The organism is Armatimonadota bacterium, assembly GCA_022563855.1.
In the GTDB taxonomy this organism is placed as follows: domain Bacteria; phylum Armatimonadota; class Fimbriimonadia; order Fimbriimonadales; family Fimbriimonadaceae; genus JADFMN01.
The window spans coordinates 142,027-167,734 of record JADFMN010000005.1; the positions used below are offsets into that span (position 1 = coordinate 142,027).

The 25,708-nt window shown below is 60.8% G+C and carries 18 protein-coding genes and 1 tRNA gene; 12 read left to right on the plus strand and 7 right to left on the minus strand.

The window, feature by feature from the left end:
- Positions 1-6 precede the first annotated feature (6 nt).
- The 8 genes from xylB to IH944_08305 all read left to right on the plus strand — a co-directional run bounded on the left by xylB (position 7) and on the right by IH944_08305 (position 13,862).
- Positions 7-1,467 carry a xylulokinase gene (xylB, locus tag IH944_08270; GenBank protein MCH7904546.1) on the plus strand — a complete coding sequence of 487 codons (1,461 nt, stop codon included), beginning with the start codon at positions 7-9 and terminating at the stop codon, positions 1,465-1,467.
- Positions 1,468-1,529: 62 nt separating this feature from the next.
- Positions 1,530-3,350, plus strand: a complete 1,821-nt coding sequence (locus IH944_08275; GenBank protein ID MCH7904547.1) for a S1 RNA-binding domain-containing protein — start codon at positions 1,530-1,532, stop codon at positions 3,348-3,350.
- 45 nt (positions 3,351-3,395) lie between these two features.
- The gene (gene coaE, locus IH944_08280) at positions 3,396-3,956 is read left to right on the plus strand and encodes a dephospho-CoA kinase (protein MCH7904548.1); all 561 of its coding nucleotides are present in this window, start codon (positions 3,396-3,398) and stop codon (positions 3,954-3,956) included.
- Positions 3,957-4,186: 230 nt separating this feature from the next.
- The gene (locus IH944_08285) at positions 4,187-6,100 is read left to right on the plus strand and encodes a hypothetical protein (protein ID MCH7904549.1); all 1,914 of its coding nucleotides are present in this window, start codon (positions 4,187-4,189) and stop codon (positions 6,098-6,100) included.
- A gap of 97 nt (positions 6,101-6,197) precedes the next feature.
- On the plus strand, positions 6,198-9,041 hold the full coding sequence (locus IH944_08290) for a hypothetical protein (protein MCH7904550.1): 2,844 nt from the start codon (positions 6,198-6,200) through the stop codon (positions 9,039-9,041).
- 85 nt (positions 9,042-9,126) lie between these two features.
- Entirely contained in the window at positions 9,127-11,130 is a 2,004-nt protein-coding gene (locus IH944_08295) for a hypothetical protein (protein ID MCH7904551.1), read from the plus strand.
- Positions 11,096-12,886 (plus strand): hypothetical protein, encoded by a 1,791-nt coding sequence (locus IH944_08300; GenBank protein MCH7904552.1) that lies wholly within the window; start codon positions 11,096-11,098, stop codon positions 12,884-12,886. The genes IH944_08295 and IH944_08300 overlap by 35 nt, the downstream gene beginning before the upstream one ends.
- Positions 12,887-12,938: 52 nt before the next feature.
- A complete protein-coding gene (locus IH944_08305; protein MCH7904553.1) occupies positions 12,939-13,862 on the plus strand; it encodes an aldo/keto reductase in 924 nt (307 codons plus the stop codon).
- On the opposite strand, the gene IH944_08310 is transcribed toward IH944_08305, so the two are convergent.
- A complete protein-coding gene (locus IH944_08310; GenBank protein ID MCH7904554.1) occupies positions 13,863-14,303 on the minus strand; it encodes a hypothetical protein in 441 nt (146 codons plus the stop codon).
- Between the two features lie 102 nt (positions 14,304-14,405).
- Between IH944_08310 and IH944_08315 the strand changes: the two genes are divergently transcribed.
- The 3 genes from IH944_08315 to lon all read left to right on the plus strand — a co-directional run bounded on the left by IH944_08315 (position 14,406) and on the right by lon (position 17,408).
- Positions 14,406-14,480 (plus strand) — tRNA-Val (locus IH944_08315).
- 46 nt (positions 14,481-14,526) lie between these two features.
- A complete protein-coding gene (locus IH944_08320; GenBank protein MCH7904555.1) occupies positions 14,527-14,991 on the plus strand; it encodes an Hsp20/alpha crystallin family protein in 465 nt (154 codons plus the stop codon).
- On the plus strand, positions 14,991-17,408 hold the full coding sequence (gene lon / locus IH944_08325) for an endopeptidase La (GenBank protein MCH7904556.1): 2,418 nt from the start codon (positions 14,991-14,993) through the stop codon (positions 17,406-17,408). Before IH944_08320 ends, lon begins: the two co-directional genes overlap by 1 nt.
- A 5-nt stretch (positions 17,409-17,413) precedes the next feature.
- Here lon and IH944_08330 read toward each other — a convergent pair whose 3' ends face one another.
- The 6 genes from IH944_08330 to tilS all read right to left on the minus strand — a co-directional run bounded on the left by IH944_08330 (position 17,414) and on the right by tilS (position 24,208).
- The gene (locus IH944_08330) at positions 17,414-17,755 is read right to left on the minus strand and encodes an ATP-dependent Clp protease adaptor ClpS (protein ID MCH7904557.1); all 342 of its coding nucleotides are present in this window, start codon (positions 17,753-17,755) and stop codon (positions 17,414-17,416) included.
- The gene (locus IH944_08335) at positions 17,743-18,045 is read right to left on the minus strand and encodes an ATP-dependent Clp protease adaptor ClpS (protein ID MCH7904558.1); all 303 of its coding nucleotides are present in this window, start codon (positions 18,043-18,045) and stop codon (positions 17,743-17,745) included. Before IH944_08335 ends, IH944_08330 begins: the two co-directional genes overlap by 13 nt.
- 76 nt (positions 18,046-18,121) lie before the next feature.
- Positions 18,122-20,368, minus strand: coding sequence for a hypothetical protein (locus IH944_08340; GenBank protein ID MCH7904559.1), 2,247 nt, complete (start codon positions 20,366-20,368; stop codon positions 18,122-18,124).
- A gap of 15 nt (positions 20,369-20,383) precedes the next feature.
- On the minus strand, positions 20,384-20,731 hold the full coding sequence (locus IH944_08345) for a tetratricopeptide repeat protein (protein MCH7904560.1): 348 nt from the start codon (positions 20,729-20,731) through the stop codon (positions 20,384-20,386).
- Between the two features lie 63 nt (positions 20,732-20,794).
- Positions 20,795-22,705, minus strand: coding sequence for an ATP-dependent zinc metalloprotease FtsH (gene ftsH / locus IH944_08350; protein ID MCH7904561.1), 1,911 nt, complete (start codon positions 22,703-22,705; stop codon positions 20,795-20,797).
- 123 nt (positions 22,706-22,828) lie between these two features.
- A complete protein-coding gene (gene tilS / locus IH944_08355) occupies positions 22,829-24,208 on the minus strand; it encodes a tRNA lysidine(34) synthetase TilS (protein MCH7904562.1) in 1,380 nt (459 codons plus the stop codon).
- Positions 24,209-24,297: 89 nt separating this feature from the next.
- On the opposite strand from tilS, the gene mgtE reads away from it, so the two are divergent.
- Complete coding sequence (gene mgtE / locus IH944_08360; protein MCH7904563.1) at positions 24,298-25,656, plus strand: magnesium transporter; 1,359 nt, start codon at positions 24,298-24,300, stop codon at positions 25,654-25,656.
- Positions 25,657-25,708: the final 52 nt, after the last annotated feature.

The window sequence follows — 25,708 nt, forward strand, 5'->3', positions numbered from 1 at the left end:
GGCGCGATGGCAAGGTTGCTCGGTATCGACGTCGGCACATCTGGCGCAAAGGCGGTTCTGATCGACGAATCGGGCGCGGTGCTGCGGCAGGCGTCCAGCCCGTACGAGTTATCCACACCCCAGCCGCGATGGGCGGAGCAGGATCCGGCCGACTGGGTGAGAGGCGTTCTCGAGTGCATCGCGCAGATCGGAGAGAGCAGCCCCGACGCGATCGGATTGACAGGGCAGATGCACGGATCGGTCTTTCTCGACAAGGACGGAGAAGTGCTCGCGCCGGCGATACTGTGGTGCGATCAGAGGACCGGGGCCGATTGCCGAGAGATCGAAGAAGCGGTCGGCGCTGAACGACTGGTGGAGATCACCGGCAACCCCGCGATGACCGGCTTTCAACTGCCCAAAATTCTGTGGCTTCGCAACAACCGGCGGGAGCTGTTCGACAGGCTCGACAAGGTCTTGCTGCCGAAGGATTACGTGCGCCTCGTCCTGACCGGCGCAACGGCGAGCGACGTGAGCGATGCCTCTGGCACGGGGCTCCTTGACGTCCAAAAACGCGATTGGTCAGAGGAGATTCTGAAGAAGCTGTCGCTGCCGCCGAGTTGGTTCCCCGAGGTGTTCGAATCGGATGAAATCGTAGGTGAGACCAGGGAAGTCGAGGGCCTGAAAAGTGGCGTCCCGGTCGTCGCGGGCGCAGGCGACCAAGCCGCAGGCGCGGTCGGATCTGGTGCAGTCTCGCCGGGGATCACGAGCGTCAGCCTGGGTACGAGCGGCGTCGCGTTCGCACCTCTTGCGGCACCCGCCGACCGGCCTGGCCGAACGGTCCATTCGTTCTGCCACGCCAATCGGGCTTGGCACGCGATGGGTGTGATGCTGAGCTGCGGCGGTGCGGTCGCCTGGGCTCGCGACCTCCTTTATCCGGACGGCGGATTCGACCAGATGAATCAGGAAGCGGCCGCTGCACCGGTCGGTTGCGACGGGCTGACGTTCTTGCCGTATCTGGCGGGCGAAAGGTGTCCGCACGACGACCCGAGCGCGACCGGCGCGTTCGTCGGCTTGACACTGCGGCACGGCCGAGAGCACCTCGCGCGGGCAGTGTTCGAGGGAGCGACGTTCGGAGTTCTGGACTGCTTGGATCAGCTCAAGAGCTGCGGCGCGGACCCTGCCGAACTCCGAGTCGTCGGCGGCGGAGCTTCGAGCGATTTCTGGATGCAGGTTCTGGCGGATGCGAGCGGGCTTAAATGCTGGAGGCTGTCGGTCGATGAAGGGCCCGCCTCCGGCGCTGCGATACTGGCCGGGGTTGGGCTGGGAATTTGGCCGGACACCGCCCAGGCGTGCCAGAGTTTGGTGAGCCTAGACATGTCGTTTGAACCGAAGCGAGCCGATTATTCAGAGAGCAGAGACCGTTACCGAACGCTCTACCCAGCGCTCAAGACCTGGATTCCGCCAAAGACTTCGGCTACAATAGGGTAACCGATTGCGGCTTCCATTTTGAAGCTGGCGCATTTGAATTTTGTACAGGATCAGCATTGAGCATGATTGACGACCAGACGACCACGACTGACCATGGCGCGAGCGCGCCAGATGCCGAGGCAACCGACAAGGTTCAGACGGCCAGTGGTGCAACACCCGATTCTGGGGAGGCTACCGAGACGGCGGGCCCCCTCGACGCATCGACGACCTCCGACGACCATCCAGAGGCAGGCTTGAATGGGCCAGACGTTTCTGGTGCTCCGACTGACGATCTGACGGAGACCGTTTCCAGCGGGGCGGAGGAAACTACTCCCCCCTCTGCAGACCAAGAAGCGGCTAGCGCAGAACCCACAGCGCCGACCGACGATAAAGCGGCTGTCGATATGCCTGCGGCAGAGGTCGAGAAACCGCCCGTCACTCCGCAGGAATCGGCGCCGACCGAGGAGCGCGCAGCCGACGCCGACCTCTTCGAGGCTGCGATGGCGACTCTGCAAGGGGATGATGCGAGCGAAGCCCGCGGGCCGATCAAGCGAGGAGATCGCGTGGAAGCGACCGTCATCCAGGTGGAGCAGGATCGCGTGTTCGTCGATCTGGGCACCAAGAACGAGGCCGTTCTCCCGCTCTCCGAGCTTAGCGATCAGTCGGTCGACTCCGCCCAGGCGATCGTCAAGACAGGCGACAAGTTCGACGTCATCGTCCTCAAGACGGGCAGCGCAGAGGGCGCCCCGGTCGTTTCAAAGCGCAAGGCGGACTTCGACAACCAGTGGAAGCGCATTCTGCAGTCGTTCGAGGACGGCAAGATGTTCGACGCTCAAGTCGTGGACAGGGTGAAGGGCGGGCTCGTCGTCGATATCGGGGTCAGAGGGTTCGTTCCTGCGACTCACGTCGGCAGCGGCAAGCTGCGGAATATCGAGCGGTTCGTCGGAGGGACTTTGCCGGTCAAGATCATCGAGATTGACCGCGATCGCCGCAAGGTAGTCCTATCAAATCGGATGGCCGAGGACGAGCGCAGGTCCGAGGTCAAGCAGAACCTGTTCTCAAATACGAAACCCGGCGACGTTCTAAGCGGGGAGGTTCGCCGGATTACCGACTACGGCGCGTTCGTGGACCTGGGCGGTATCGACGGCCTTCTTCACATCAGCGAGATGAGCTGGGTGCGAATCGATCATCCGAGGGAGGTGCTCAAGGAGGGACAGGAGATCAACGTGATGGTGCTGCGCCTCGACGAAGCGAACGGTCGAGTCAGCCTCGGACTCAGGCAGGTGCTTCCGGATCCGTGGATCGATATCAAGAAGAACTATCGCCGCGGCCAAAAGATCAAGGTGCAGATCAGCCGCATCGTACAGAGCGGGGCGTTCGTCAGGCTTCCGGAGGGTGCCGAGGCCTTCTTGCCCATCAGCGAGATGTCGAACCGGCGAATCAAGAAGCCCAGCGAGGTCATCGAGGTTGGGCAAGAAGTCGAGCCTGCAATCTTGGATCTCCGACCTGATGAGCGGCGGATGGTCTTGACGCTCCGAGAGGGTTCTGGCTCACAGCGTTCAGGCGGCGGATACGACAGTTACGAGTCTGGAGCGCGCAAAGGCGGCAAGCGCGGGCGAAAGGGCGGCCACCATGAACAGACCGGCGAGGCCGGTGGAGGCGGTGGAAGAACGCCGACCGGAGGTGCGACGATTGGTGAACGGCTCGGCATGCTCAAGGGCATTCTGGAAGGAGAGGGTGACGCGGCGCCTGAGGCGGCCGCAGAGACCGACGAATCCTCACAGTCGGCCAAAGCCGAAACAGACGCTGATCCGGCGGAGGCAAAGCCCAGCGATCCGAGTGAAAAGCCTGCGAAGAGCACTCCAGAGCCGGAGGCGAAGAGCGAAGCCGACTCTGACTCTTAGAGGAGACGTCTGCACCGTTGGTTTCTCGCTGAGCGTCTTTGTGACGTGGCCATAATCGCAGGGATAGCCCTGACGGGCGGTATCGCGGAGGGGAAGACGACCGTGTTGGACATAGCCCGCGAGCAGGGCTGGAACGTGTGTTCGGCGGACGAATTGGCCAAGGAAGTTCTTGAGGACGAGGTCACCCAATCCGAGATCGGACTCATGTTGGGCATGCCGGTGCCGCTAGATCGAGCCGCGCTGCGGAACAGGGTCGTGCACGATTCCGAGGCGCGCCGCAAGCTGAACAGCGCGGTGCACGGCCTCGTCTGGGAGCGGATAGTGCTGGAACAAGCCGATCTTGTCGAGATCCCTCTGCTGGTCGAGAGCTGTCTGCAGGGGAAATTCCGCCGGACGTGGGTCGTCACCTGTGGCCGCGAGCAGCAGCTATCACGGCTTGAAGCGAGGCTCGGGAACCGAGAGGCTGCGGTCCGAATGTTGGCCACTCAGCTTCCGACGAGCGTCAAATGCGCATTTGCAGACCGAGTAATACGAACGGACTTGGCGATTGCAGACGTCCAAAATCACGTAGTGGAGCTCTTGCATTCCTACCGAGCATCCAACTGACGGATACCATTAGAGATGCTATACTCCCGACACCAAGAATCATAGCAACGAAGGCTCGAAATAGACACAGTTCGGCGCATTTTCCATAATGCGGTTCCCGCAATTGCGTTTGCAACAAGTTTTCAGCTATGATTTGGAGCGGTGTGCCAAGCGGATCGGAGCTTGGTGGCCGGCTATTCGGACGTGATAATGCGACACATGAAGATTTGGACTGTGGAGGACGCGAGGTAGTGAGAAGCTGTATTTTGGGTTCGAGCGGGCGTTCGCCCGCCCTCGTTTTGGGCGCTGCTTTTGCCGCCATCTTGACGTTCGGCGGGGTGCAGACGGCCTCCGCCCAAATTCTTGCCGACAACGCGGTTGCGATCGTTGACTTTAGAGTTACCAAAGATGGCGACACCGCAGACTTGGGCACGGCGGCTGCCGAGTCCATTCGAAGCGAATGGGCTGCTACTGCTGCGACCGGTGAGGAGATCATCCCAGGTGAGACGGTCGCTCGCGCTATGGCCAGGCTCGGATTCCGAGATCCGCCCATCGAGAGAACTCAACTGATGCGCTTGGGCATGGAGTTAGGCGCACGGACGATCGTGCGGGGCGAAGTCACCGATTGGCGGATAACGGAGGAAGACGGCGGCAAGAAAGCAACCGTGGCCATGAGGGTGTTCGTGCACGACGTAGCGTCTGGCCTTACGGTAAACGGAGCGGGCCTGTCGGCCCAAACCGGCGTGCGCTCCGATGACACTCCCGACGCCACGATGTTTCGGGACGCAATGAAGCAGGCCGCGTTCGACGCCGTCAACCAAATCCGCCAGAGGAATCTACCTTCAGCCACGGTTCTCAACACGATCACCGATCGCGCTTTGATCAACAAAGGCAGCCGCTCAGGGTTCGTGGAAGGCATGCGAATCATCGTTTTGCGCGGTAGTGACCAGGTTGCGGAGGCCGTCGTCAGCGACGTCTCGCCGGGGTCTGCGTTCATCAACATCACGCGGACGTACAAGGGCGTACAGCCGGGCGATAAGGTGCGCGTCCTGTACACCGTGCCAGATATAGGCACGATCGATGCGAGTGGAGGTATGCGGACGAAACGCGGAGGCGGGCGCGTCGGCGGCAGCAACAGCGGTCTCGTTTCGCTGTTGGTCGTTCTCGTGCTGCTGGCGTTCTTGCTGGGGCAAGGTCGCGCCGGCAACGCAGCGCTCATCTCATCGGTCAACACAGAGGCGATCGTGCTAGCGAACGACGTCCCGGGTGTGAAGGTCTCATGGAAGCGCGACGCGTTCTTGCGCGGCAACCAGGAAGGCCCGTGGCAGTGGCAGGTGTTCCGCGACGACCCGATAACCCCGGTCGCGGTCGCGGACGGCGTTCAAGGGAGCATCATAGACGATGCTCTAGGCAGTGCGGCAGGAACCTGGTACACCATGGATCCGCCTGACTTTGGCGTGTGTCAATCGTTTGAAGATCTCAATGGGACGGCCCCCGTGCCTAACGGCATCGTTCCTGGCACTCCGTACCAGTACTCTGTTCTGGTCATCTATCGCGTCGACGCCAGCACCCTTCCGGGCGGCGGCGGCACCACAGGCGGCGGTGGCACCACAGGCGGCGGCACGGGCGGCGGCACGGGCGGCGGCACCACTGGCGGCGGCACGGGCGGCGGCACCACTGGCGGCGGCGGCACCACAGGCGGCGGTACGCAAGAAGGCTGGTGCTACTTCGCATCGACGAAGGTGTTCGCAAAAGGGGTGGCAACACCTCTGGTGCGTGCGGAACTGCGCTCGCCCGACAACGACCAGATCGTCACGACGCCGATCACGTTCCAGTTCACGTCCGTTCGCGGATCTGTGCCGAGCGTAGTCCTTGAGTACGTCGTGCAACTGTCCGATAGTCCAGGGTTCCCGACGGGTCGAACTATTACGCTCGATCCTTTCGTCGAATTAGTGGAGCCGGGTGGTCAGACGGTCAGTTCGCCGACGATCGATACGTCGACGTTCCTGCCAGGCGCGACCGACATCTACTGGCGAGTCGGAGCAAAGAACACTCAAGACTTCCCAGGGCCAGTTCGGGACGCAAGTGGAATACGGTACGTGTTCAGCGGCGTACGGCGCTTCAAGCGCGTCACAGAGCCGCCGGATCCACCGCTCGGCGAGTGAATGGATGCACATGGGAGTTGAATGGACTGAAGTAAGAACGACTTGCCGGTGAACCGAGAGTTCCCGGCAAGTCATCAGGAATCTCAGGAAAATGGAAATGAGCAAGTTCAAATATGTGGCAGGGTTGACGGTGTTGCTGGTCGGCATGGTCTCAACGGCGCACGCGCAACTCCCGCCCGGCTGGTTTCTGGAGTGCTGGATTGAAGAGGAGTCTCCCTACTCCGCCGATTACGGCATCCACGCGATCTGGACCGATCTGATAGGAGCATCGGCTGGCGTCTCTGGGACCGTTCAGTACTCCGTCCCCTGCTACCCTTCCGTCATCACATACGATGCGCCCGGACGCATGTCGTTTTGGGTCGGCCTGGGCGGTTCGATACAGACCCCGTTCGACGACGGCCTCGCGCTAACGATGGGCGCGCCCTTCGATCCTGCAGGCGACTTCTCCTACATGATCATGCTCAAGGACGACAACGACCCGGCGAACGGGGAGTTGTTCGGCGACGAAGGCCTGCACACAGCGTGGGTAGGCGCCAGCAAGCGGTACATGGTTCATGGCTGGTCGGACGGCGAGATCGACGTGATCCGCACGATCCGTCTGATAGGCGATGCTGCGCGCATACAGTGGGACATTCGGAATCTCGGAGAAGAGCCGCGGCCGCTGGGCATGTTCTTCGCGACTGCTGTGGCCATGAAGACGGGCTTTGGGCAGTTCGACCCGGAGACGAGCAATAGCGCGAACCAGGCGCACTCGCTCCTGACGACCGTCACGGGACGCGCGAAGCTAACGCCAGACAACTTCATTGGCTACAGCCTATTTCCGAACGGCAAGCCGTTCCGCCTAGAGCACCGATACGCAACCAGCAGCCCTCGGTTCCCCGACTTCGTCCAATTCCTGTTCGGTCAGACAGTGAATTCTGGCTTGCGAATCGACAACGTCCCAAGCGAGGATTACGGGAGGGACACTATGGCAGCGGCCGTCGATCTGTTCCTCGTCGGCAACTACGGCCCCTTCACGCGCCCAGGACTCATCTGGGACAACGTTATCCGTGACCACGTCTTCACGGACCCGCCGGGAGGAACGTCAGAGACGGGGGACATCTTTATCTCGGCCACGGCGTTCGTGCAGCGGTTCCCAGTTAGGACCGTGCAGCCCGGCGCTATACTTCAGATGTCCCATTACATTAGGAGCGCCTGGAGCGTGTCGAGTTACTTCGACCCCTACACTGCGATGATCGACGCGCCCAAGGTTCTCAATTCTGATCCTACCGGTCAGGACGGTCTGGCGCCGAATCCGTTCCAAGTCCGAGCGTACATCGACAACCAGTACGCCGACGTCGACAAAGAGGTCGCCATGCGCAACGTGACGTTCACGATCACGCTCGGAGACGGGTTCAGCCTGGTCGCTGGCGAGCAGCGGCTGCAAACTCTTGACAGAATCGACCCGAACGAAATAGCGTTCGTCGATTGGTTGGTCGAGAGCGACGGAGTGACCTTCGGCTCCATACCGGTGACCGTAACGTTCCAACCGCTGCCAGGGCCTGCCAAACAGCTCACGGCCAACGTTGTCGTAGCGGCTACGCCGAGAATTCGACTCCCGGAGAAGGCGAGCATGATCACCTTCCCATACGAATTTCCGGACAACTCGTTCGAGAGCATCCTGGGGTTGCAACCGGTCGTCGACTTCGTCGCATTCCGCTGGGACACCGCTCAGGCTCAATACTTGCCGGCGTCGTCCGCGCAGCGCGGCGAAGGGTACTGGATCATTCCGACCGCAGACTTCGGCTTCATCGACATGCAAAACGCAAGCCGGGCTGGGGATACGAACACCGGCGGGCTGCTGTACAGCCTCAGTCAGGGTTGGAACATGATCGGCAACCCGTACAACTATCCGATTCCGCTGTCGCACCTGATCGCGGTGGCTGAGGACAACCCGGCACAGGTGTTCACCTGGTCGGAGCTCGTCAACAACGGGTTCGTCAGCTCAGCCTTGGCGCATTGGGATCGCGGCATAAGCGGCGACGGAACCGGTTCGTATCGGTGGACGGTCAGTCAAACGGACGTCCTTGAAGCTCACAAGGCTTACTGGATTTTCGTGACCGTATTCAAGCCGCTCCGCCTGTCGTGGCCTGCTGTACTCCTGCAGGGCCTGTCGGGCGCGGGTCGCGCAGAGTACGAGAAGCCGTGGAACAGGAGCGACAAGCAGTGGAGACTGCAGCTGACGGCCAGAACGCAAGACGGCGTGGACACAGAGAACTGGGTCGGCGTGGTCACCGATCCTAGGTTGCGCGACATTCTGCAGCTTCCGAAGCCGCCAGTCGTCCAGAACGCAAATTCCGGCGTCGATCTCGCGATCTCAGGCGAATACCACGGCAACGAGATTCGGCTTGCGCAAGCGCTCTCTTCGAGCGCCGGCAAGGTCACGTGGGAGATTTACGTGACGACCCAGAGCGCTGGCGACGTCACGATAACTTGGCCGAATCTTCCGTCGATTCCGAGGGGTATTCGAGCCAAGCTGACGGATCTCGCGACCAATGAGCGGCGCGATCTCCGCGCAGTGTCCGGATACACGTTCCACATGAGCGAGCCTGGGACGCGGGCGTTCACGCTGACGCTGGAGCCGGGCGGCTCGAGTCGGCCGGTGATCGGCAACGTCATCGTTAGCCAGCCTCCTGGTTTGAGAAGCGGTGTGATGACGATCAGCTATGCGCTGTCGGCGGACGCGCTGGTCTCCATTAGGATTCTGTCCGCCACGGGCAAGGAGATCTATACGGTGACCCGCGGTCGAGCGGACGATGCAGGCGAGAACACGGTGACGTGGGCGCTGCGAGACAACGCAAATCGCGCGGTCGCTCCCGGCACGTACAGAGTAGAGATACTGGCCGAGACACCGAACGGCGAGCGAGTCAGAAAGATCGTTCCGGTTAACGTGATCCGCTAACCGTTGGCGAATGCGGTCGGGTTGTGGGAGTCCCACAGCCCGACCGGACGTCAGCACATTGCGTGTGCGGGCGGTGCGGATGCAGATGGCGAACAGACTGTTACTTAGGTTAATCGCGGTTTCCGTGCTAGCTGTCGTGCCGTTGCTGGCTCTAGCGGCCAACGGTACGATCAAACTCACGGCGTTCCCCACCATCACCGTCTCGGATGGTCGAACTACGATCACCGTAACAGCAGAAGTTCGGGACGGCTCCGGTCGCCCGGTGCCGGACGGAACGAGAGTCGTCTTTGAGACGACTCTCGGCACGTTCCGAACCGGCCTTGTCGCCACTCAAAACGGACTCGCCCAGGCAACCCTGGTCGCAAGCAGCATCCCCGGCACGGCGAAGGTGCGAGCAGCCGTCTTGCAATACGGCGCGAACGCGCTACTGAGAATCCAATTCGTCTCGGATCCATCGCTGCTGTCGAGCAGGAAGGACTACATCGAGGTCGTCAGTTCGAACACGATGACGTACAGCTACGACGACAGGATTCTGGAGGCAAGCGCAACAGACAAGGGCGTCCACATTCGGTACCGAGATATAACGATCGATGCAGACGACGTGCAAATCCAGGTGCCGAACTATGAGGTAAGGGCGAGACGGGCGACGCTGAAAATCGGCGACACTGTCAGGGAGTACGAGGAGCTGTACATCCGGCTGAACCAGCGCAGAGGGTTGGGTACCACCGTGTACGAGGCAGAATCGTACCAGATAGATCGCGCGTGGTTGCTGGTCAATGTCCGGTCTGTCGTTCGCGATCGCCTGGGCCTCGTCGACATCGATGGCGAAGAAATTTCACCGCACGTCGGAGCAATAAGCTCAGCTCTGTTGGGGTTTAAGGACATCTCGCAGTCGATCACGATCATCCGCAGCAAGAAGGCCATTGCGTATCCGACGAAGGAGGTTCACTTTTACCGAGCCGAGGTGATCGTTGGTGGCGAGACGATCATGAGATTGCCGCTCTACAAAGCGAGCACGCATCCGCAGTCGCCCATCATCACAGATTCTATTCTGACCATCTCAAACAACAGGCTGGCCATAGATTATCCGTACTATCTCGATCTGGCCCCAGGGCGCACCAGTCTGCTCAGATTCCGGTACGGCAACCGCTACAGCACGGGAGTCGGGGTGTCCGGCGGCACGTATCTGGATTACGAGTACAAGTGGAACCAAGGCCACTCGATGGACGGCGGACTAGTTGTGAGCGGTTTGCTGCGAGACGATTGGGGCGCTGCCATCCGGCAGTACTGGCGGACTGACGCAGGAACTTCGATCTCGGCGCAGCTCAACTTTCCGGCACATCGCAGCGTATTCGCCACGGCGAACATCAATCACGATTTTGAAGGATTTCACGCGACGGTCAGTGCCTCGCGCGCCCAGAGCCTGCGTGGTGCCCAGTATCAAAACGACCAGTATCTGTTTGTGCTGGAGAAGGATCCGATCAAACTCGGTAGCTTGCCTGTAAGGGTTTATCTTGGCTTGACGGCCAGCGAGAGCAACATCCGATCGGAGTTTTTTAACGGGGGGCAGAGCCGCGTTGGGCTTCGGGCCCGCTTCATCAGCAAGCCGTGGACGATCAACCGCCGCAACTCTGTGAGCGCGTCGTACACGTTCAGCCGCTTTGAGGGGTCTCAGGTCACGTCGAACATGAGTCATTTGGCGACTGTATCGATGGTGTCGAACTTCGGAAACGGACTGTTCTTGCAGACTACGTACGATTACGTGGCCGACGGCTTTACCGAGCAGGCCCTTGGCCGACACCGATTGACGGCCGATGCGTACTACAGCAGAGGTGCGTGGACGATGAGAACCTTTGCCTCGCGAAGCTTGGACGTCGACAGATTGAGCGCGAGCGTGAGCCTGGACGTAGCGTTCAGCTCGCAATGGCGCACCTATTACAACTACTTCTTAGACCAGTACGCAGGCGACTCTTATTTTGACCAGACTATCGTGTTGGCGTACCGAATCGGTCTTCGTGAAGTCGGACTGAGCTATTCAAATCGGACGAAGAGAATTGGGATTGAAATCCTGGGCGCGCGCTTCAATTAGCGCCGCCGCCGTCTGTTTCGCAGCGCTCGCCGTTGCTCAGTCGTTCGGACGGTTCGGATACTCGTCGATCCCGCAGGTGCCTGGCTTCCGGCTGTTTCAGGAGGGGTTCAGAGCGCAGAATCCGTCATCTGGCCTCATTCGCTTTGCGAGCCCTTGGTCGGGCACCCCGGTCGAAGTCAGTGAACGCAGGGCTACTTACGTTGGTGAGCGCCGGGAAGGCAGCCCACAGAAAATTCGCGTCGATCTGCGCCGGCCTGGATTTGAGCTGTACTTTCCGCTGGGATTTCGATTCACCGTTTCGTCGCCTCAGTCGCCGTACCTGACGTGGCCGGAGGGCAGCGCCGGCGCCGACGTGCCGATTCCGGCATCGAAGTGGTTCATGCTCTCTTTCCGAACCCGGCAGCCACCGGTTCTATTCGTGTTCGATGAGTTCCCCGTTGGCGTAAGGATCACGGGGCAGTCCGGTCAGTGGACTATTGAAAGCACCGAGCACTTCGAGGGATGGATACGTGTCTGCCTCCCGCTTGGTGCGCGCGAAACCGAGCTACTGACCGCGGCGCAGCTGGGCCAGGCCGTCAAAGCCATAGAGCGAGACGAGTCGTTTTGGACGCAGAAGAACCCAAGTCTCTTGGACTTCCGGATTCGCTCCGACGAAGACGGCGTGACGGCCGTTTGGACTTTCGATCGCCCGGGCGCGGTTGTCCCGGCTGCGGCCCTTCTGAGCCGAGCCGGAGGGTATCCGATCCAGATTCTCTCTGGGATTCGGGAGACCTCCGCCGAACTTTGGGACGGCGTGATCGCCTACACGACAGAACCGAAGCTAGCCATCACGTTTCCAATGCGCAGAGTCCCGACCGGTCGCGCGCTGACCATCGCTGCGAAAGATCCGCTGGTGATCGAGGGCGACGACATCTCTGCGCTCGTCGAGCTGGCGCTTTCAAATCTGGTTGCGTCGAGCCGCGCCGGACTTGCGAAAGACATCGACGAGCGGCTGAACAGGTACCGAGACGCCGCCGTGTACACACGAGAGGCGAACACCGGGCAACGGCACCCGTTCGCCGCAGACGGCACCGGCTTCGACGACTTTGCAGCGCGCGTGCTGCTCTGGCAATCTCAATTGCACGCAAGAGGCGAGCCGTCGGGTGAGAACGAGTGGCTCAGGAGCGCGAGTTCACGGATCGACTGGTCTACTTGGATGCCTTGGATGTCCGACCAGGTCGTATCTCGCCGGGCTGCGGCGCTGCTCGCGATCGCCGGCGCGCTCTGCCAAGAGCCGGAGCGAAGGCTCATGGGAGCGATGCTGCAGGCGGGTCTGTGTTCGCAGCGGGGTCTGCGGCTGTACCGGCAGCGTCGTGGCTACCCCGCCCTACCGTTCGACCTGGTCGAGCCGATGTACTCTTTCCGATCAGGCCTCTATCTGATGGGCCCAAACGCGTTCGTGCGATCGCTTGCGAGCGAAGTCAGGGTGATTTCAGATGTGCCGATCAGGGCGGTGCAGGAGGACGGCAGGATTTCGATCCGGTGGCTGCCCAGTTCGTTGCAGCAGCATAACGTTCGGTTTCTCATCGGTCGCCCCGTAACCGCCCAGCCCATGGACAATCTGCTGACGCTGCTGGCGACGGAGTCGCTCGGCGAACTCACGCTGACTTACCGCGCTGCCACGCTGAGCGAGTGTAGCGCTACGTTGCTCAGTCCCGGTTGGGTGACCCCTTTGCCCGCTGCGCAGAGCGTCCCCAGATACAGCGAATCGCGGTAGCAAACCTCACGTCCCAAGCACAACAAATTGATTTCCGGGCTAGACTTAGGTCGTGGGCATATCTCGCCGAGATTTCTTGAAGGGATCAAGCGCGGTCGGTGCGGCCAGCCTCACCGGACTGCTGGGCGACTTCCTGAAGTCCGCCCCAAAGATGCCGACGCGCCCGCTGGGCAAGATGGGCTGGGACGCTTCGATCTACGCCGTCGGTACCGCCGAGATGCCCGCCGGCGAACGGTCTGTGCGGACCTTGCGCGAGCTGATGGACGCCGGGGTCAACTACATCGACACGGCGCCGAGCTATCAGAGCACGCGGAGTGAGACCCTGATCGGACAGGCGGTAGCGGGAAGAAGAGATCAGGTGTGGATCTCCACGAAGACCTTGGAGCGCACCGCCGACGGGGCGTACAAGGAGATCAACGAGAGCCTCAAGAGGCTTGGCACAGAGACGATCGATCTACTCCAGGTTCATGCGGTAAACGACAACGGTTCGCTCAATGCCGTGCTGCGCAAGGGAGGAGCCATCGAGGGCATTGAGCGGGCGAAATCAGAGGGGCTTGTGCGCCACATCGGCATCACCGGCCACACGCGCCCCGAGGTCATTCTGAGGGCGATCAAGGAGTACCCGTTCGAGTCCATTCTCGTGCCGACGAGCGCGCTTGATCGCCACGTCAACGACTTTGCGGAGGAAGTGATACCGACTGCTAGGCAAAAGGGTCTTGCAGTAGTCGGAATGAAGTCGGTGAAAGGCATCGAAAGAGCGACGAAAGGAGAGTTCGAGCCGGCAGAGTTCATCCGCTACTCGCTGTCGCTGCCGATCTCGACGCTGACGATCGGGTTGCGCAAGATCCCTGAAGCCGCTGAGAATCTGAAGCTTGCGCTGGCGTTCAAAGAGATGACGCGCACCGAGATGACTGCGCTGGAGCAAGAGGTAGAGCGTCACGCGAACATGACCACACTCTGGTGGAAGAAGCAGTAGTTACGCCGTCAGCCTTGCGTATTCCCGCTCGATGGCGTCCTGCAACAGCGTCGGGCACGCGAGGCTGATCACAAGCTCAAGGCCGTGGGTGGCTTCCATCGCTTCGGCCAGCGTGTAGTCCATCGGATCGGAGACTACGCAGTGCAAAAGTTGCCCCTCGATTCGCACCGGAAGGATCGACCTAGAGGCGGCAAACGACTCCGAGAAGATCCGCAGCGCGCTTGGCTGGCAATCGACCTGTTCGAGGTCTACAAGCGCCAGCCCGTACTGATCGGCCAGGCAGTCGATGATATCCTGTTCGGCGACGTAGCCCTGTTCTATCAGGGACTCGCCGAACCGCTGGTAGGCGCCGCCGCGCCCTTCGAGCGCGGTGTCCATCTGCTCTTGGGTCAGCAGGCCCTTGTCGATTAGCATCTGTCCAATCCGAACGTAATCAGGCATGATCGCTCCGCTAACGTTCTCATTCCACAGATCGACGCCTGACTCGCTGGTTTTCGGCGAGATCGAGCGTGATTTGAAGCGGGTATGATCGTGCTCACCGTTGGGCGGTTGGCTCAGGGGTAGAGCGCTTCGTTCACACCGAAGAGGTCACAGGTTCAAATCCTGTACCGCCCACCAAGTCTCTCGCCTGCCCGCCCCTCCGTACAAATAGTAGAATGAGTGAATGGATCAGCGCGATCCTGAAGAGTGGCTCGAACAGATTGCGAAGGAAATGGAGCGCCTGACGGGAGAAATCTCAGGCGCGGCCCCTAAACTCGCCCGCTCTAAGGGCTGGAGCCCTCGCATCGACATCCTCGAGACGGAAGAAAACGTCGTGCTGAAGGCGGAGCTTGCAGGAGTCCAGCCTGAGAAAGTCACCCTGCACTTCAGTTCCCAGCGGCAGACCCTGACCGTCAAAGGCGTCCGGCACGATGAGTCGCTCTTCCCACACGACAGACAGGTCCCGTTGCAACTAGAGATCGAGTACGGCGAGTTCTGGCGCGAAATAGCGCTGCCGGATGTGTCGCTCGATCTCGAAGGCGTCAGAGCGCGGTTCGACAATGGAATCATGTTCGTCGTCATCCCGAAATGCGCTGAAGCCTCGCCGACCGTGGTCATAAAGAAAACGATTACGATCAAGAAGTTCTAATGTCAGACGCCAAGTCACCTGTTGAAGAAGCTGTCGAAGTCGAGCTGAAAGGGCCGACTCTCGAAGTCGGACCTGATGAGGAGGACGTCGTTGACCTGCCTGAAACGCTCAACATTCTACCGTTGCGCGACTCGGTGATCTACCCGATGCTGATCGCGCCGTTGAGCGTTGCAAGGGCGTCATCGGTGCAGCTGATCGATGAGAGCGTGCAGGGACAAGATCGAATCATCGGCGTCGTCGTCCAGCGGGACCCGGCGACGGACGAGCCCGGCTTTGACGACATCTACGGCGTCGGCTGCGCAGTCATCATCCGCACATTGATGAAGGCTGGCAACAACGTTCGCCTGATCGTTCAGGGCATGGCTCGCTTCAAGATCGTCGAGCCGATCCAGGTGAAGCCGTTCATGGTGTGTCGGGTCGAGCCGCTCGAAGAGGAGGTAGTCACGCCAGAGATCGCGGAGGAGGTCGAGGCTCTGCGGCGATCGGTGTCCGCGCTGTTCGAGCAAGCGGTGCGGCTCTCGCCGATGTTGCCGGACGAACTGCGCTCGCTGACTACGGCGGTCCAGGAGCCGGGCATCCTGTGCGACCTGGTCGCCGCGCACGTGCCCCTCCAGGTCGCCGAAAAGCAAGAGTTGCTCGACACGGCGGACTTGCGAGTCCGCATGAGGCGCCTTCTCGAGCTGTTGGGCAAGGAGGTCCGAGTGCTTGAGCTGACGAGCAAGGTGCAGAGCGAGGTCAGCACCGAGCTGAGCAAGGCCCAGCGCGACTACTACCTGCGAGAGCAGCTCAAAGCGATCCAGAAGGAGCTTGGCGAGGACTTCGGTGGCGCGGACGACCTGGAGGAGCTGCGACAGCTCATCGACGCCGCAGGCATGTCGGAGGCCGCGCTGAAGGAGGTGAACCGGGAGTTCGATCGACTGAAGCGCATCAACGCCGGGTCCCCCGAGTATTCAGTGGCGCGAACCTACGTCGAGACGATGGCGGCGCTGCCGTGGAACGTATCGACGACGGACAACCTCGACCTCGAGCACGTGCGAAAGGTGCTCGACGAGGATCACTACGGACTGGACAAGATCAAGCGGCGGATCGTGGAGTTTTTGGCCGTGCGCAAGGTGAAGAAGGACGGCCTGGTCAAGCAGCCGATTCTGTGCTTCTACGGGCCGCCCGGAGTCGGCAAAACCTCGCTGGGTCGGTCGATCGCCAGGGCGATGGACAGGAAATTCGTGAGACTCTCGCTCGGCGGAATGCGCGATGAAGCAGAAATCCGAGGTCATCGGCGCACGTACATCGGTGCGATGCCCGGCCAGGTGATCCAGAGCATTCGCAGAGCGGAGTGCAACAACCCAGTCTTCGTCTTCGACGAGATCGACAAGCTCGGAAACGACTTTCGGGGAGACCCGGCTTCGGCGATGCTCGAAGTGCTCGACCCGGAGCAGAACAGTTCGTTCCGCGACCACTACGTCGATGCCCCGTTCGACCTCTCTCGCGTCTTCTTCATCACGACCGCCAACAGGTTGGACACGATTCCGCCGGCTCTGCGAGATCGGATGGAGATCATCGAGATTACCGGCTACACCGAGCACGAGAAGAGCGAGATCGCCGCGAGGCATCTCGTTCCGCGACAGATCGAGGATCACGGACTTACTGAAAAGCAGGTGAGCGTGGAAGAGGGCGCGATTCTGCACATCATCCAGCGGTACACGAGAGAAGCCGGAGTTCGCAACCTCAACCGCGAGCTTGGCGCGGTCGTCAGGCGAGCGACTCTGATGTTCGCGGAGGGGCGAAAGCGGAAGCTCGCAATCACCAAGAAGTTCGTTGAGTCCACCCTCGGGGCGCCGCGGTATTCGATGGACGAGCTAGCTGAAAGATCGCTCATCGCCGGAGTTGCGCTAGGCCTCGCCTGGACGCCGGTAGGGGGCGAGGTGCTCTTTGTCGAGTCGACGTCAATGACTGGAAAAAAGGGTCTGACAATCACCGGCCAGGTCGGAGACGTGATGAAAGAGTCGGTGGAAGCCGCACTGAGCTACGTCCGATCTAACGCCAAAAAGTTAAAGATTGACCCAGAATTCTTTAACAAATCCGACATTCATATCCACGTTCCGGCTGGGGCGGTGCCGAAAGATGGGCCTAGCGCGGGAATCACGATGCTGACGGCGCTCGTGTCGTTGCTGACCGGTCGAAAGGTGCGACCGCGCCTCGCGATGACCGGCGAAATCACGCTGACCGGGCAAGTTCTGCCGGTCGGCGGGATCAAGGAGAAAGTTCTGGCAGCGCACCGCGCAGGCGTCAAGACGCTGTTGCTGCCGGCCCAGAACAGGAAGGAGTATCAGGAAGACGTTCCGCAGGAGATCCAGGATCAGATCGAGGTGCATTTCATCAGGCGCGTGTCCCACGCCTTGCTCTTGGCCCTTGAGTAGCGGCTTCAGTCGCTTGGCGTCGCCTCGACGCGTATACCGATCTTAGCGATGACTTCAGCGGTCTTCTTGCACTCGTCTTCTGACGCGCGGTGGACGACGCACTTGCCGTAGTGATCGATCTCCCACGCCTCGATATACGCTTCCTCGCCGTCGCATCCCGTCGATAGCATCAGCACGAGCATTACCTCTTCGTAAGTGTTGACTTCGTTGTCGTAGACAGTGACCACCCATCCTTCGCCGAGCTTTGTCTCGTCGGCAGTGTGAAGATCGGGCAGCTCAATCGTAGAGCCAGAGCTGCCCGCCGCAAGAATCCTCGTTCTTTCATCGATCGAGGTCAATCTTCCCACTCCTTCTTCACCTCTGTCGCCACGCCGATAGACTCGATCATTTCGGCTACAGACACACATCGCTGCTTCTCTGCAAAGTGTACGTGCGCGCTGCCGAATGCATCTGCTTCCCAAGTCTCCATAAACGCTTCCTGAGCGTCGCAGTCCGTCGATCGGATCAAGATTTCTATGACCTCTTCAAACGTGTTCGTATCGTTGTTGAACATGATGACCGTCCACCGCTGGCTGGAAGCCTCTTGTTGTGTGGACTCGGGCTCAACTAGCGGTGATTGACTGGCACGATCAGGCATAGACGCGGATTCCCTCTCGATCCATTGTACGAAAATTATCAGCGATATGCGTCTAAAGTCCGGGAATTCCCGCCATTTATTGAGGCGGTCGTGACTGGTCTTGCGGGCATCGGGCCCTCCAAATCACCATAAAGAGGAGCGCCAGGAGTGCGAATCCGGCCAGGGCCAATCCGCGCTTGAGCCCCGGCGGCACGTACGAGAACACGACTGTGTGCTCGCCTGGGCCGATCTCGACCTCACGCCACAGCCCCGGAGGTAGGTCGACCGATTCGCCGTCTACCTTGGCGCTCCAACCTGGCATATACCGGTCGCGGACGATAAGCGTGCCAGGGCCTAGCGCACCTACGACCTGGCCGCTAGCCGTATCGATGTCGATCGACGCCGCCCTCTCGCCGACGTTCGCGCGCCCAGGCCCGTCAAGCAGCTCTTTCTCGACCGTCGCACCTGAGTTGAACTGGAAACTGCTCAAGCTCCAAATCTCCGTCACGCCGCTGAGCGCTAGCAAGCCTCTGTCGTAGTCGGGCTTGATGAACATGATGTTCCCGTTCGCTTGTGGCGCCGGATCTTGTCCGTTGATTTCCCTGAGATGGGCAACCGTGTCGCGGTGCAGGAGCGAATCGTAGCCACCCATGTCGTAGAGGCGAAGACCGGCCGCGACGTTCGGCGGCATCGTCACGGGCCACCCGGTGTTGAGACCCCAGTTTTGATTGATGAACGCGATTCGCGTGTTCGGATCGGGCTCGCCCGCCTCCCAAGGGTTTGGGCTCGTCGGGATGAGCCGCCACCCGCCGATCACCAACTGCGACAAAACGAGGCATCCTAGCGCAACGTACCGGTATCGGTTGGAAGCGCCCAACGCAGCAATGGCGAACATCAGACCCAGCGCGATCACGATCTTCGGCGCGGCGGCGAGCAACGCCTGCGACTGAGCGAGTGCGGCCAAGCCCTCGTACTCCGGCGCCCACGCTGGCAATGACGACAGCCCGACTGCCGAGACGACTACTGCCAGCACCGCGAGCAGTGCGACGATGCCCGCCCGGCGATAATCCACTTTGCGGTTGGCGGCTTCGTCTGGCCATCCGAGCGCGGCGAGCGCGCACATCGCGACGATCAGCAGAACGCCTGCGCGGCCTGGGCTTCCCGTTGCGGACCATCCGGGGAAGTAGAAGTAGAGAAGCCGGTTCAACGGCGTGCCAAACGCGAGAAGAGCGCCGACGAAGCCGACGAGCGCGATCCCGCCCGGCAATCGGCCCTTGAATCGCGCTACGGCACCGAGCACGAGCAACAGAAGCACCGGTCCGAAGTAGATCGAAGAGGTCTCGGCGTAGTTCGCGCCTCGCTTCACGTAGGCTGGCCAGTAGGTGCCGATCGGGGCGACTGAATCTACGCCGTCCAGCGCCTGCCCTGGCTCGCCGAGCAGCATGGGCGTGACCGACCCGACCAGTTCAAACGGCTTGATCGAGGTGCTGACGTAGCCTTGATACCCGTCTCGCGTGGCAACGCCCTTGCGGTGGCTGAACTTGCCGTATTCGAGGACCGGCAGAAGCTGCGGCGCAGCGAGCATGCCTCCGAGCGCGATAGCGAGAACTGCTACACCTGCCGAGCGTACGGTCTTCCGGTCGCGCCGGAGCGACACCGCGCTCCAACCGATAACGCACGCAACGCCGATCACGCCGTACGCGGCAAATTGGAGGTGCCCTCCCAGGATCATCATAGCTACGCAGCCCGCCAGGCAGGCACAGTCCCTAGCCCGGTTTTTCGCTCGCATCAGCGCGATCGCAAAGTACAGCGCCCAAGGCAGCCAGGCGACGGTCGTCAGGACGCTCGCCAGTCCGACCCAGGACAGGAGGAATGGCGAGAGTACGAGCAGGCATCCGCCGGCGACCGCGCCCGTCTCGCTCGCGCCGAGCGCGAGGCTGAGCTTGCGGGATCCGAGCCCAGCGAACGCCAGATGAAACCACGCCAGCAGCGTGATGCCGAAAGCGGTGGGGATGTGCAGCAGGCCGATCAAGATGTGCAGAGGGTAGAAGCCGCCGGACTGGCTGTTGGCGAGCAGCGGCGTGCCCATCAGTTGATACTGGTTCCAGAACGGCGGCTCAAGGTTGCGCCACGCTTCGAACACGAGATCGCGCCACACATAGAACTGTAGAGCGGCGTCGGCTTGTAGAACGTCCCAAGCCTCCGGCGTCGGCATGCCCGCCATCATCGCGCGAATGTTGTCGAACGGTCCGATCGCTTCGCCAAGCAGGATCGATCGCCAAAGAGGAAGAACCGGAAGTAAGACTAGAAGTACACAGGGCCAGCGCTTTCGGAAAAACTCCATGCCAGCGACCGTCTCCTACGGGCAGAACACGGTCTGTTGCTTCGCCTTCTCGTGGTCAGGATCTTGGCGGAGGACTTCGCGAAACTGCTCGCAGGCCTGCGCCTCCTGTCCAATCATCATGAGCGACATCGCATAATCGAATCGCGCGCCAACGTGATTCGGGTTCGCCTCGACCACTGCTTTCAGCGCTTCGATCGAACCGTCGAAATCGCCCTCGAACCCTTTGATCAGGCCGAGTTGCCACAGAGTGTCGGCGTGATCCTGATCCGATTCCAGCACTTGGCCAAAAACGTTCTTGGCCTCGCCGTACGCTCCCTCACAGCGAAGCTGGAAGCCCTTCTCGTAGAGTTCCTTTGCGTCCATAAATGTCGCCGATGCCGAGAAGATCATGATACCGGAAAAAGCACCAAAAACCAGCGACCAAGTCTACGCCGTACCAGGTTCTAGCTGGTTTGGCTTGACGGTCTGGGAGCCCACTTCAGCCTGTTGCTCGGGTTCTGACTCCGATTCGTCCTTGGAATTGGTCGATTCCTCGGCAACCGGGAGCGGCGGAAGCGGTTCGCCGTTCAGCACCGCGAGGAACTCTTCGCGATCCAGCGTTTCACGCTCTAGAAGCGCCTCGGCCACGGCGTGCAAGGTGTCAAGTTTGCCGTCCAAAAGCTCTGTCGCCCGCGTGTGGCATTCGTCAACGATCCTTCTAACCTCTTCGTCAACGATGCGCGCGACCTGCTCCGAGTATTCGCGGCCCTCGGAGTAAGTCCGACCGAGGAACGGGTTTCGGCTACCGTGGCCAACCGCCAGCAGGCCGACGCGGTCGCTCATCCCGTACTCCGTGACCATGGCTCGCGAAATCGCCGACACTCGCTGCAGATCGTTGGCAGCGCCCGTGGTGATGTCGTCAAAGATCAGCTCTTCAGCGACGCGACCTCCGAGAAGCGCCGTGATGTCGTCGGTCAGCTCCTGTTTGCCAACGAGGTAACTGTCGGCTTCTGGAATTTGCCAGGTCGAGCCCAAAGACATTCCGCGAGGAAGAATCGTCACTTTGTGCACGGGGTCGCACTCCTCCAGCAGCTCTCCGACGATCGCGTGTCCGGCCTCGTGATACGCGATCACCTTTCGCTCTTCGTCGTCGATCAGCCGACTCTTTCTCTCAGGGCCCGCCATGACTCTGTCGAGCGCCTCTTCTATGTCGGCCATATGGATGACCTCGTGATTTCGGCGCGCAGCGAGCAGCGCAGCTTCGTTGAGAGCGTTAGCAAGGTCCGCACCTGTGAAGCCAGGAGTTCGCTTCGCCATCGTGGCGAGGTTCACGTCGTCCGCCAGCGGTTTGCCAGCGGCGTGTATCTTCAAAATCGCTTCGCGGCCCACGACGTCAGGCGGGTCGACGACGACCGTCCGGTCGAACCTACCCGGCCTGAGAAGAGCTGGGTCGAGCACGTCGGGCCTGTTGGTGGCCGCCAGCATGATGACGCCGGCGTTCGCGTCAAATCCGTCCATCTCGACTAGCAGTTGGTTGAGCGTCTGCTCCCGCTCGTCGTGGCCGCCGCCCATTCCCGCGCCGCGCTGTCGTCCAACCGCGTCGATCTCATCGACGAAGATCAGACAAGGGCGATGCGCCTTGGCCGTCTCGAACAGATCGCGAACCCTTGCCGCGCCCACACCGACGAACATCTCGACGAAGTCCGATCCGCTGATATGGAAGAACGGCACGCCAGCCTCGCCGGCGATCGCCCGGGCAAGATGGGTTTTCCCAACTCCGGGAGGGCCCGTGAGAAGGATGCCTTTCGGGATTTTCGCGCCGAGCGCAACGTACTTCTTCGTGTTCTTCAGAAAGTCTACGATCTCAGCCAGCTCCGAGGTCGCCTCGTCGATGCCAGCTACGTCGTCGAACGTCACCTTCGGATGCTGTTCGCCGACCCTTCTAGCCTTGCTCCTGCCAAAGCTCATGGCTTGGTTGCCACCCTGCTGCGCCGGGCGGATCAGGAAAAAGTAGAAGAACCCGATGATCAGGATCATAGGAATGAGGAACACCAGGAACTGCGATATTGAGTGGATGAACGGCGGATCCTTGATATTGACTTTGACGCCGTTGGCGCTGAGCTTCTGGAACAGATCGCGGCCAATCTGGGTGTCGGATTGTACTGCCTGAACGACGTACTTCTTGCCGTTCTGCAGCTCGCCGCTGATCTTCTTGACCTGCCAGTCTGCGGTCTTGACGTTCTTGTTCTCGACCTCTGTCGTAAACTCGGACAGCGCAAGTTCCTGCGGTCTTGCACCGGTAAGATTCAGCGATCCTCCACGTCCTGATAGGCTGATCACGACGAATACGCCGATCATGATCAATACTGCTATGAAAAGAGTCCGAGCACCTTTGTTCAAATGCGTTTCCTTACAGTTCTGGCGAACCTACTGTCTTGCCTACGTTGCATTAGGGGTTGCCGTTCCGTTATTATGACCGTTTCAGCCTCTCGCCGATTCGAGTCTGAGGCTGATGCACTGGTCAGATTCCGGTCGAACCTTACAGCGCTCGGCCAAACATCCGCCCGGCACCCAAATTGGGCCGTCCGAATCGCAGACGATCGGCAGCCGCTCTCGAGCCGCGAGGGTGAGATGCATCTCACCAAAAACCTCGCTCACTCTCTTGCTGCCGCCCAAACCCAGCGGCTCGATGCGGTCGCCCTCTTCATATGATCGGGCGGACAGGCCTCCATTTACACTGCTGGCATCGATGACTGCGTCGAGGCTCGCCCTCGGACGCAAGAAGTCCTGGCAGTCTCCAGGCTCAGAAACCACCCGCCAGCCGAAACGATCACTAGTCGCCTCGCCCGACTCGGCCAAGGGGAGGTTGAACGACGCCCCAAGGGGCAGCTGCCGGATGTGCACCAGCGAATCGTCCCACTCGGCTACGACCTCGCCCCCTTTGGCGGTGACGGCTCCGCTAGTTCCGTTGAATACGCCGTCGACGATCGCGTTCGTCTGTTGCCGATCGTACTCTGCGCCCAGACTGCCCGCCGCGAGGCGCAGCGCGCGCGTGAGCAGCGCACGAGGAACAGTCATGAGCTTCTGCGTATCGAACGCCACTTCGGCGTCGACCGTGAGGAATCGCAAGTCGCCGTTCAGCAGATGTTCGCTCTGTTCAAGCGCGGCGACGGCCAATCCGTTGAGCAGGCGATCCTCTTCGCCCGCCTGTTTGGCGAGTTCGACGATGTGCCTCTTTGTCGCGGGGTTAACCCCTTCAAGCAGCGGAATCACCTGGTGGCGCACGACCGTTCTGCTGTTGGCGGGGTCAACGTTGGCCGGGTCATCGTGAAACCAGAACTTGTGCTTCTCGCAATGCTCGCGCGCTTCGCTTCGTGAAAACTCGATGAGCGGTCGCACGATGTTCTCCCTTTGGCGCGGAATCCCCGACAGGCCGGCCAGCCCGGTACCGCGGACGAGGTTGAGGATGACGGTTTCGACCAAGTCGTCAGCCGTATGGGCCGTCGCGATCAAGTCTGCGCCGGTTCTGGCGAGAACTTCGTCGAAAAACCGGTACCTTGCGATCCGTCCTGCCTCTTCGAGCCCGATCTTCAAGTCCTTCGCGAGCGCGGGCACGTCTGCGTCGCCACCGGCAAAGCTGACGCCGAGATCGTCGGCGAAACCCCTGCATCGCGCCGCTTCGTCCTGCGCGGCCTCACGCATCCCGTGGTTGAGATGCGCTGCGATGCAGTCGATTCCAGCAAGCGTCATCAGATGTAGCAGACAGGTTGAATCTGCACCACCGCTGTACCCCACGACGACCCTCGCTCCCTCTGGAACGAGACCGCTGTCAGAAAGGGCTTTCTGAAATCGCTCAAGCATCCCCGAGATTCTACCGGCGGATTCTCGAAGAGGCGGAATCAAACGCCTTCGGCGGATGTGCCAATGTGACCTATCGAGGTCGGTCGAACATGAAAAAGACAGCCAGTCCATTTGAGCGGATTTTAGATCTGCTTGACGAAGAGAACGATTCCCAGTTGCGCACGGAGCTGGCGGGAATGCGATCTGAAGACATCGCGGACGCCGTCGAACGGATCAGCCCGGAGCAGGGCGGGCAACTGCTCGGCCTGATGAGCGACGACCTTGCAGGGCAGGTGCTCGTCGACGCATCGGACGAAAGCATGCGCGTACTTCTGCCAGCGATCTCGGACGACACCCTGGCGCGCATTCTCGATGTTCTGCCGATGGATGACGCAGCTGACCTGCTTGAAGAGATCGGCGAAGATCGCTTCGAGCAACTGCTGGGAATGATCCCGGCTGAAGACGCGGGGGAGATAGAGCGACTGCTTGCTTACCCGGACGCCAGCGTCGCTCGCGAGATGACCGAGCACTTTTTTCGCGTCCGTGTGGACAACACGATGGCGGAGGTCCTTGAGGACTTGAGGCAGGCGCCGGAGGAGAAATACGAAACCGTCAACGACATTTACGTGCTGGACGACGACAGCAGGCTCGAGGGCATTTTCAGCCTGCGCAAGGGTCTGCGGGCCGCACAGGACATCCCTGTAGCGGAGCTCATGAATCGCGACGTCGTGAGCGTGTCGGTGCTCGAGAGCGCAGAGGACGCGGCGAGGCGGATGGCGCGGTACGGGTACTACTCGCTGCCGGTACTCGAAGAAGACGGCCGCATGGTCGGCCTATTCACGGGAGACGACGCCCAGGAGGTGATCGAGGAAGCGGACACCGAGGACCACCTGCGCTTGGGCGCCGTCGGCGGACCTGCAGATTCGTACATGTCGCTCAACGTTTGGCAGCTCGCCAAACGCAGGCTGCCTTGGCTCGGCGCACTGTTCGTCGCGGAGACGTTCACCGGAGCCGTCATGCGGCATTACGGTCACGACGAGAGAATGGGCTTGGTGCCGTTGACGTTTTTCATCCCGCTCCTTCTTGGGGCTGGCGGAAACGCCGGTGCGCAGGTCACAACGACCCTCACGCGCTCTCTGGCGCTCGGCGACGTACAGTTCAAGGACTGGTTCACGATCCTGCGCAAGGAGGCTCTCACTGCCATCCTGATCGGTGGCACGCTCGGGGCAATCGGCTACCTGAGGGCGCGTTTCGGCTGGCACACGTCGCTCGACCTCTCGCTGGTTATCGCCCTAGCGCTCCCAGCGATCGTGTTCTGGGCGGCCGTCGTCGGCTCCTTGCTGCCGATAGGCGCGAAGCGGCTCGGGATCGATCCGGCTGTCATGAGCGCTCCGGTCATCACGACCTTCGTGGATGCGACGGGCCTCGTGATCTACTTCGAGATCGCCCGACAAATTGTGAGCGCATGACTCGTAGCCAATAGTCCATTAACGGAAAAAACTAGCTTGAAACCTGAACCCC

Bases quoted from the DNA above. Each gene is read 5' to 3' on its own strand.
- xylB (MCH7904546.1), top strand. From the start codon at position 7: ATGGCAAGGTTGCTCGGTATCGACGTCGGCACATCTGGCGCAAAGGCG.
- IH944_08335 (MCH7904558.1), bottom strand. From the start codon at position 18,045: ATGCCTGATCGTGCCAGTCAATCACCGCTAGTTGAGCCCGAGTCCACA.
- lon (MCH7904556.1), top strand. From the start codon at position 14,991: ATGTCAGACGCCAAGTCACCTGTTGAAGAAGCTGTCGAAGTCGAGCTG.
- IH944_08310 (MCH7904554.1), bottom strand. From the start codon at position 14,303: ATGCCTGATTACGTTCGGATTGGACAGATGCTAATCGACAAGGGCCTG.
- mgtE (MCH7904563.1), top strand. From the start codon at position 24,298: ATGAAAAAGACAGCCAGTCCATTTGAGCGGATTTTAGATCTGCTTGAC.
- IH944_08320 (MCH7904555.1), top strand. From the start codon at position 14,527: ATGGATCAGCGCGATCCTGAAGAGTGGCTCGAACAGATTGCGAAGGAA.
- ftsH (MCH7904561.1), bottom strand. From the start codon at position 22,705: ATGATCGGCGTATTCGTCGTGATCAGCCTATCAGGACGTGGAGGATCG.
- IH944_08290 (MCH7904550.1), top strand. From the start codon at position 6,198: ATGAGCAAGTTCAAATATGTGGCAGGGTTGACGGTGTTGCTGGTCGGC.
- IH944_08340 (MCH7904559.1), bottom strand. From the start codon at position 20,368: ATGGAGTTTTTCCGAAAGCGCTGGCCCTGTGTACTTCTAGTCTTACTT.
- IH944_08275 (MCH7904547.1), top strand. From the start codon at position 1,530: ATGATTGACGACCAGACGACCACGACTGACCATGGCGCGAGCGCGCCA.
- IH944_08295 (MCH7904551.1), top strand. From the start codon at position 9,127: ATGGCGAACAGACTGTTACTTAGGTTAATCGCGGTTTCCGTGCTAGCT.
- tilS (MCH7904562.1), bottom strand. From the start codon at position 24,208: ATGCTTGAGCGATTTCAGAAAGCCCTTTCTGACAGCGGTCTCGTTCCA.
- IH944_08345 (MCH7904560.1), bottom strand. From the start codon at position 20,731: ATGGACGCAAAGGAACTCTACGAGAAGGGCTTCCAGCTTCGCTGTGAG.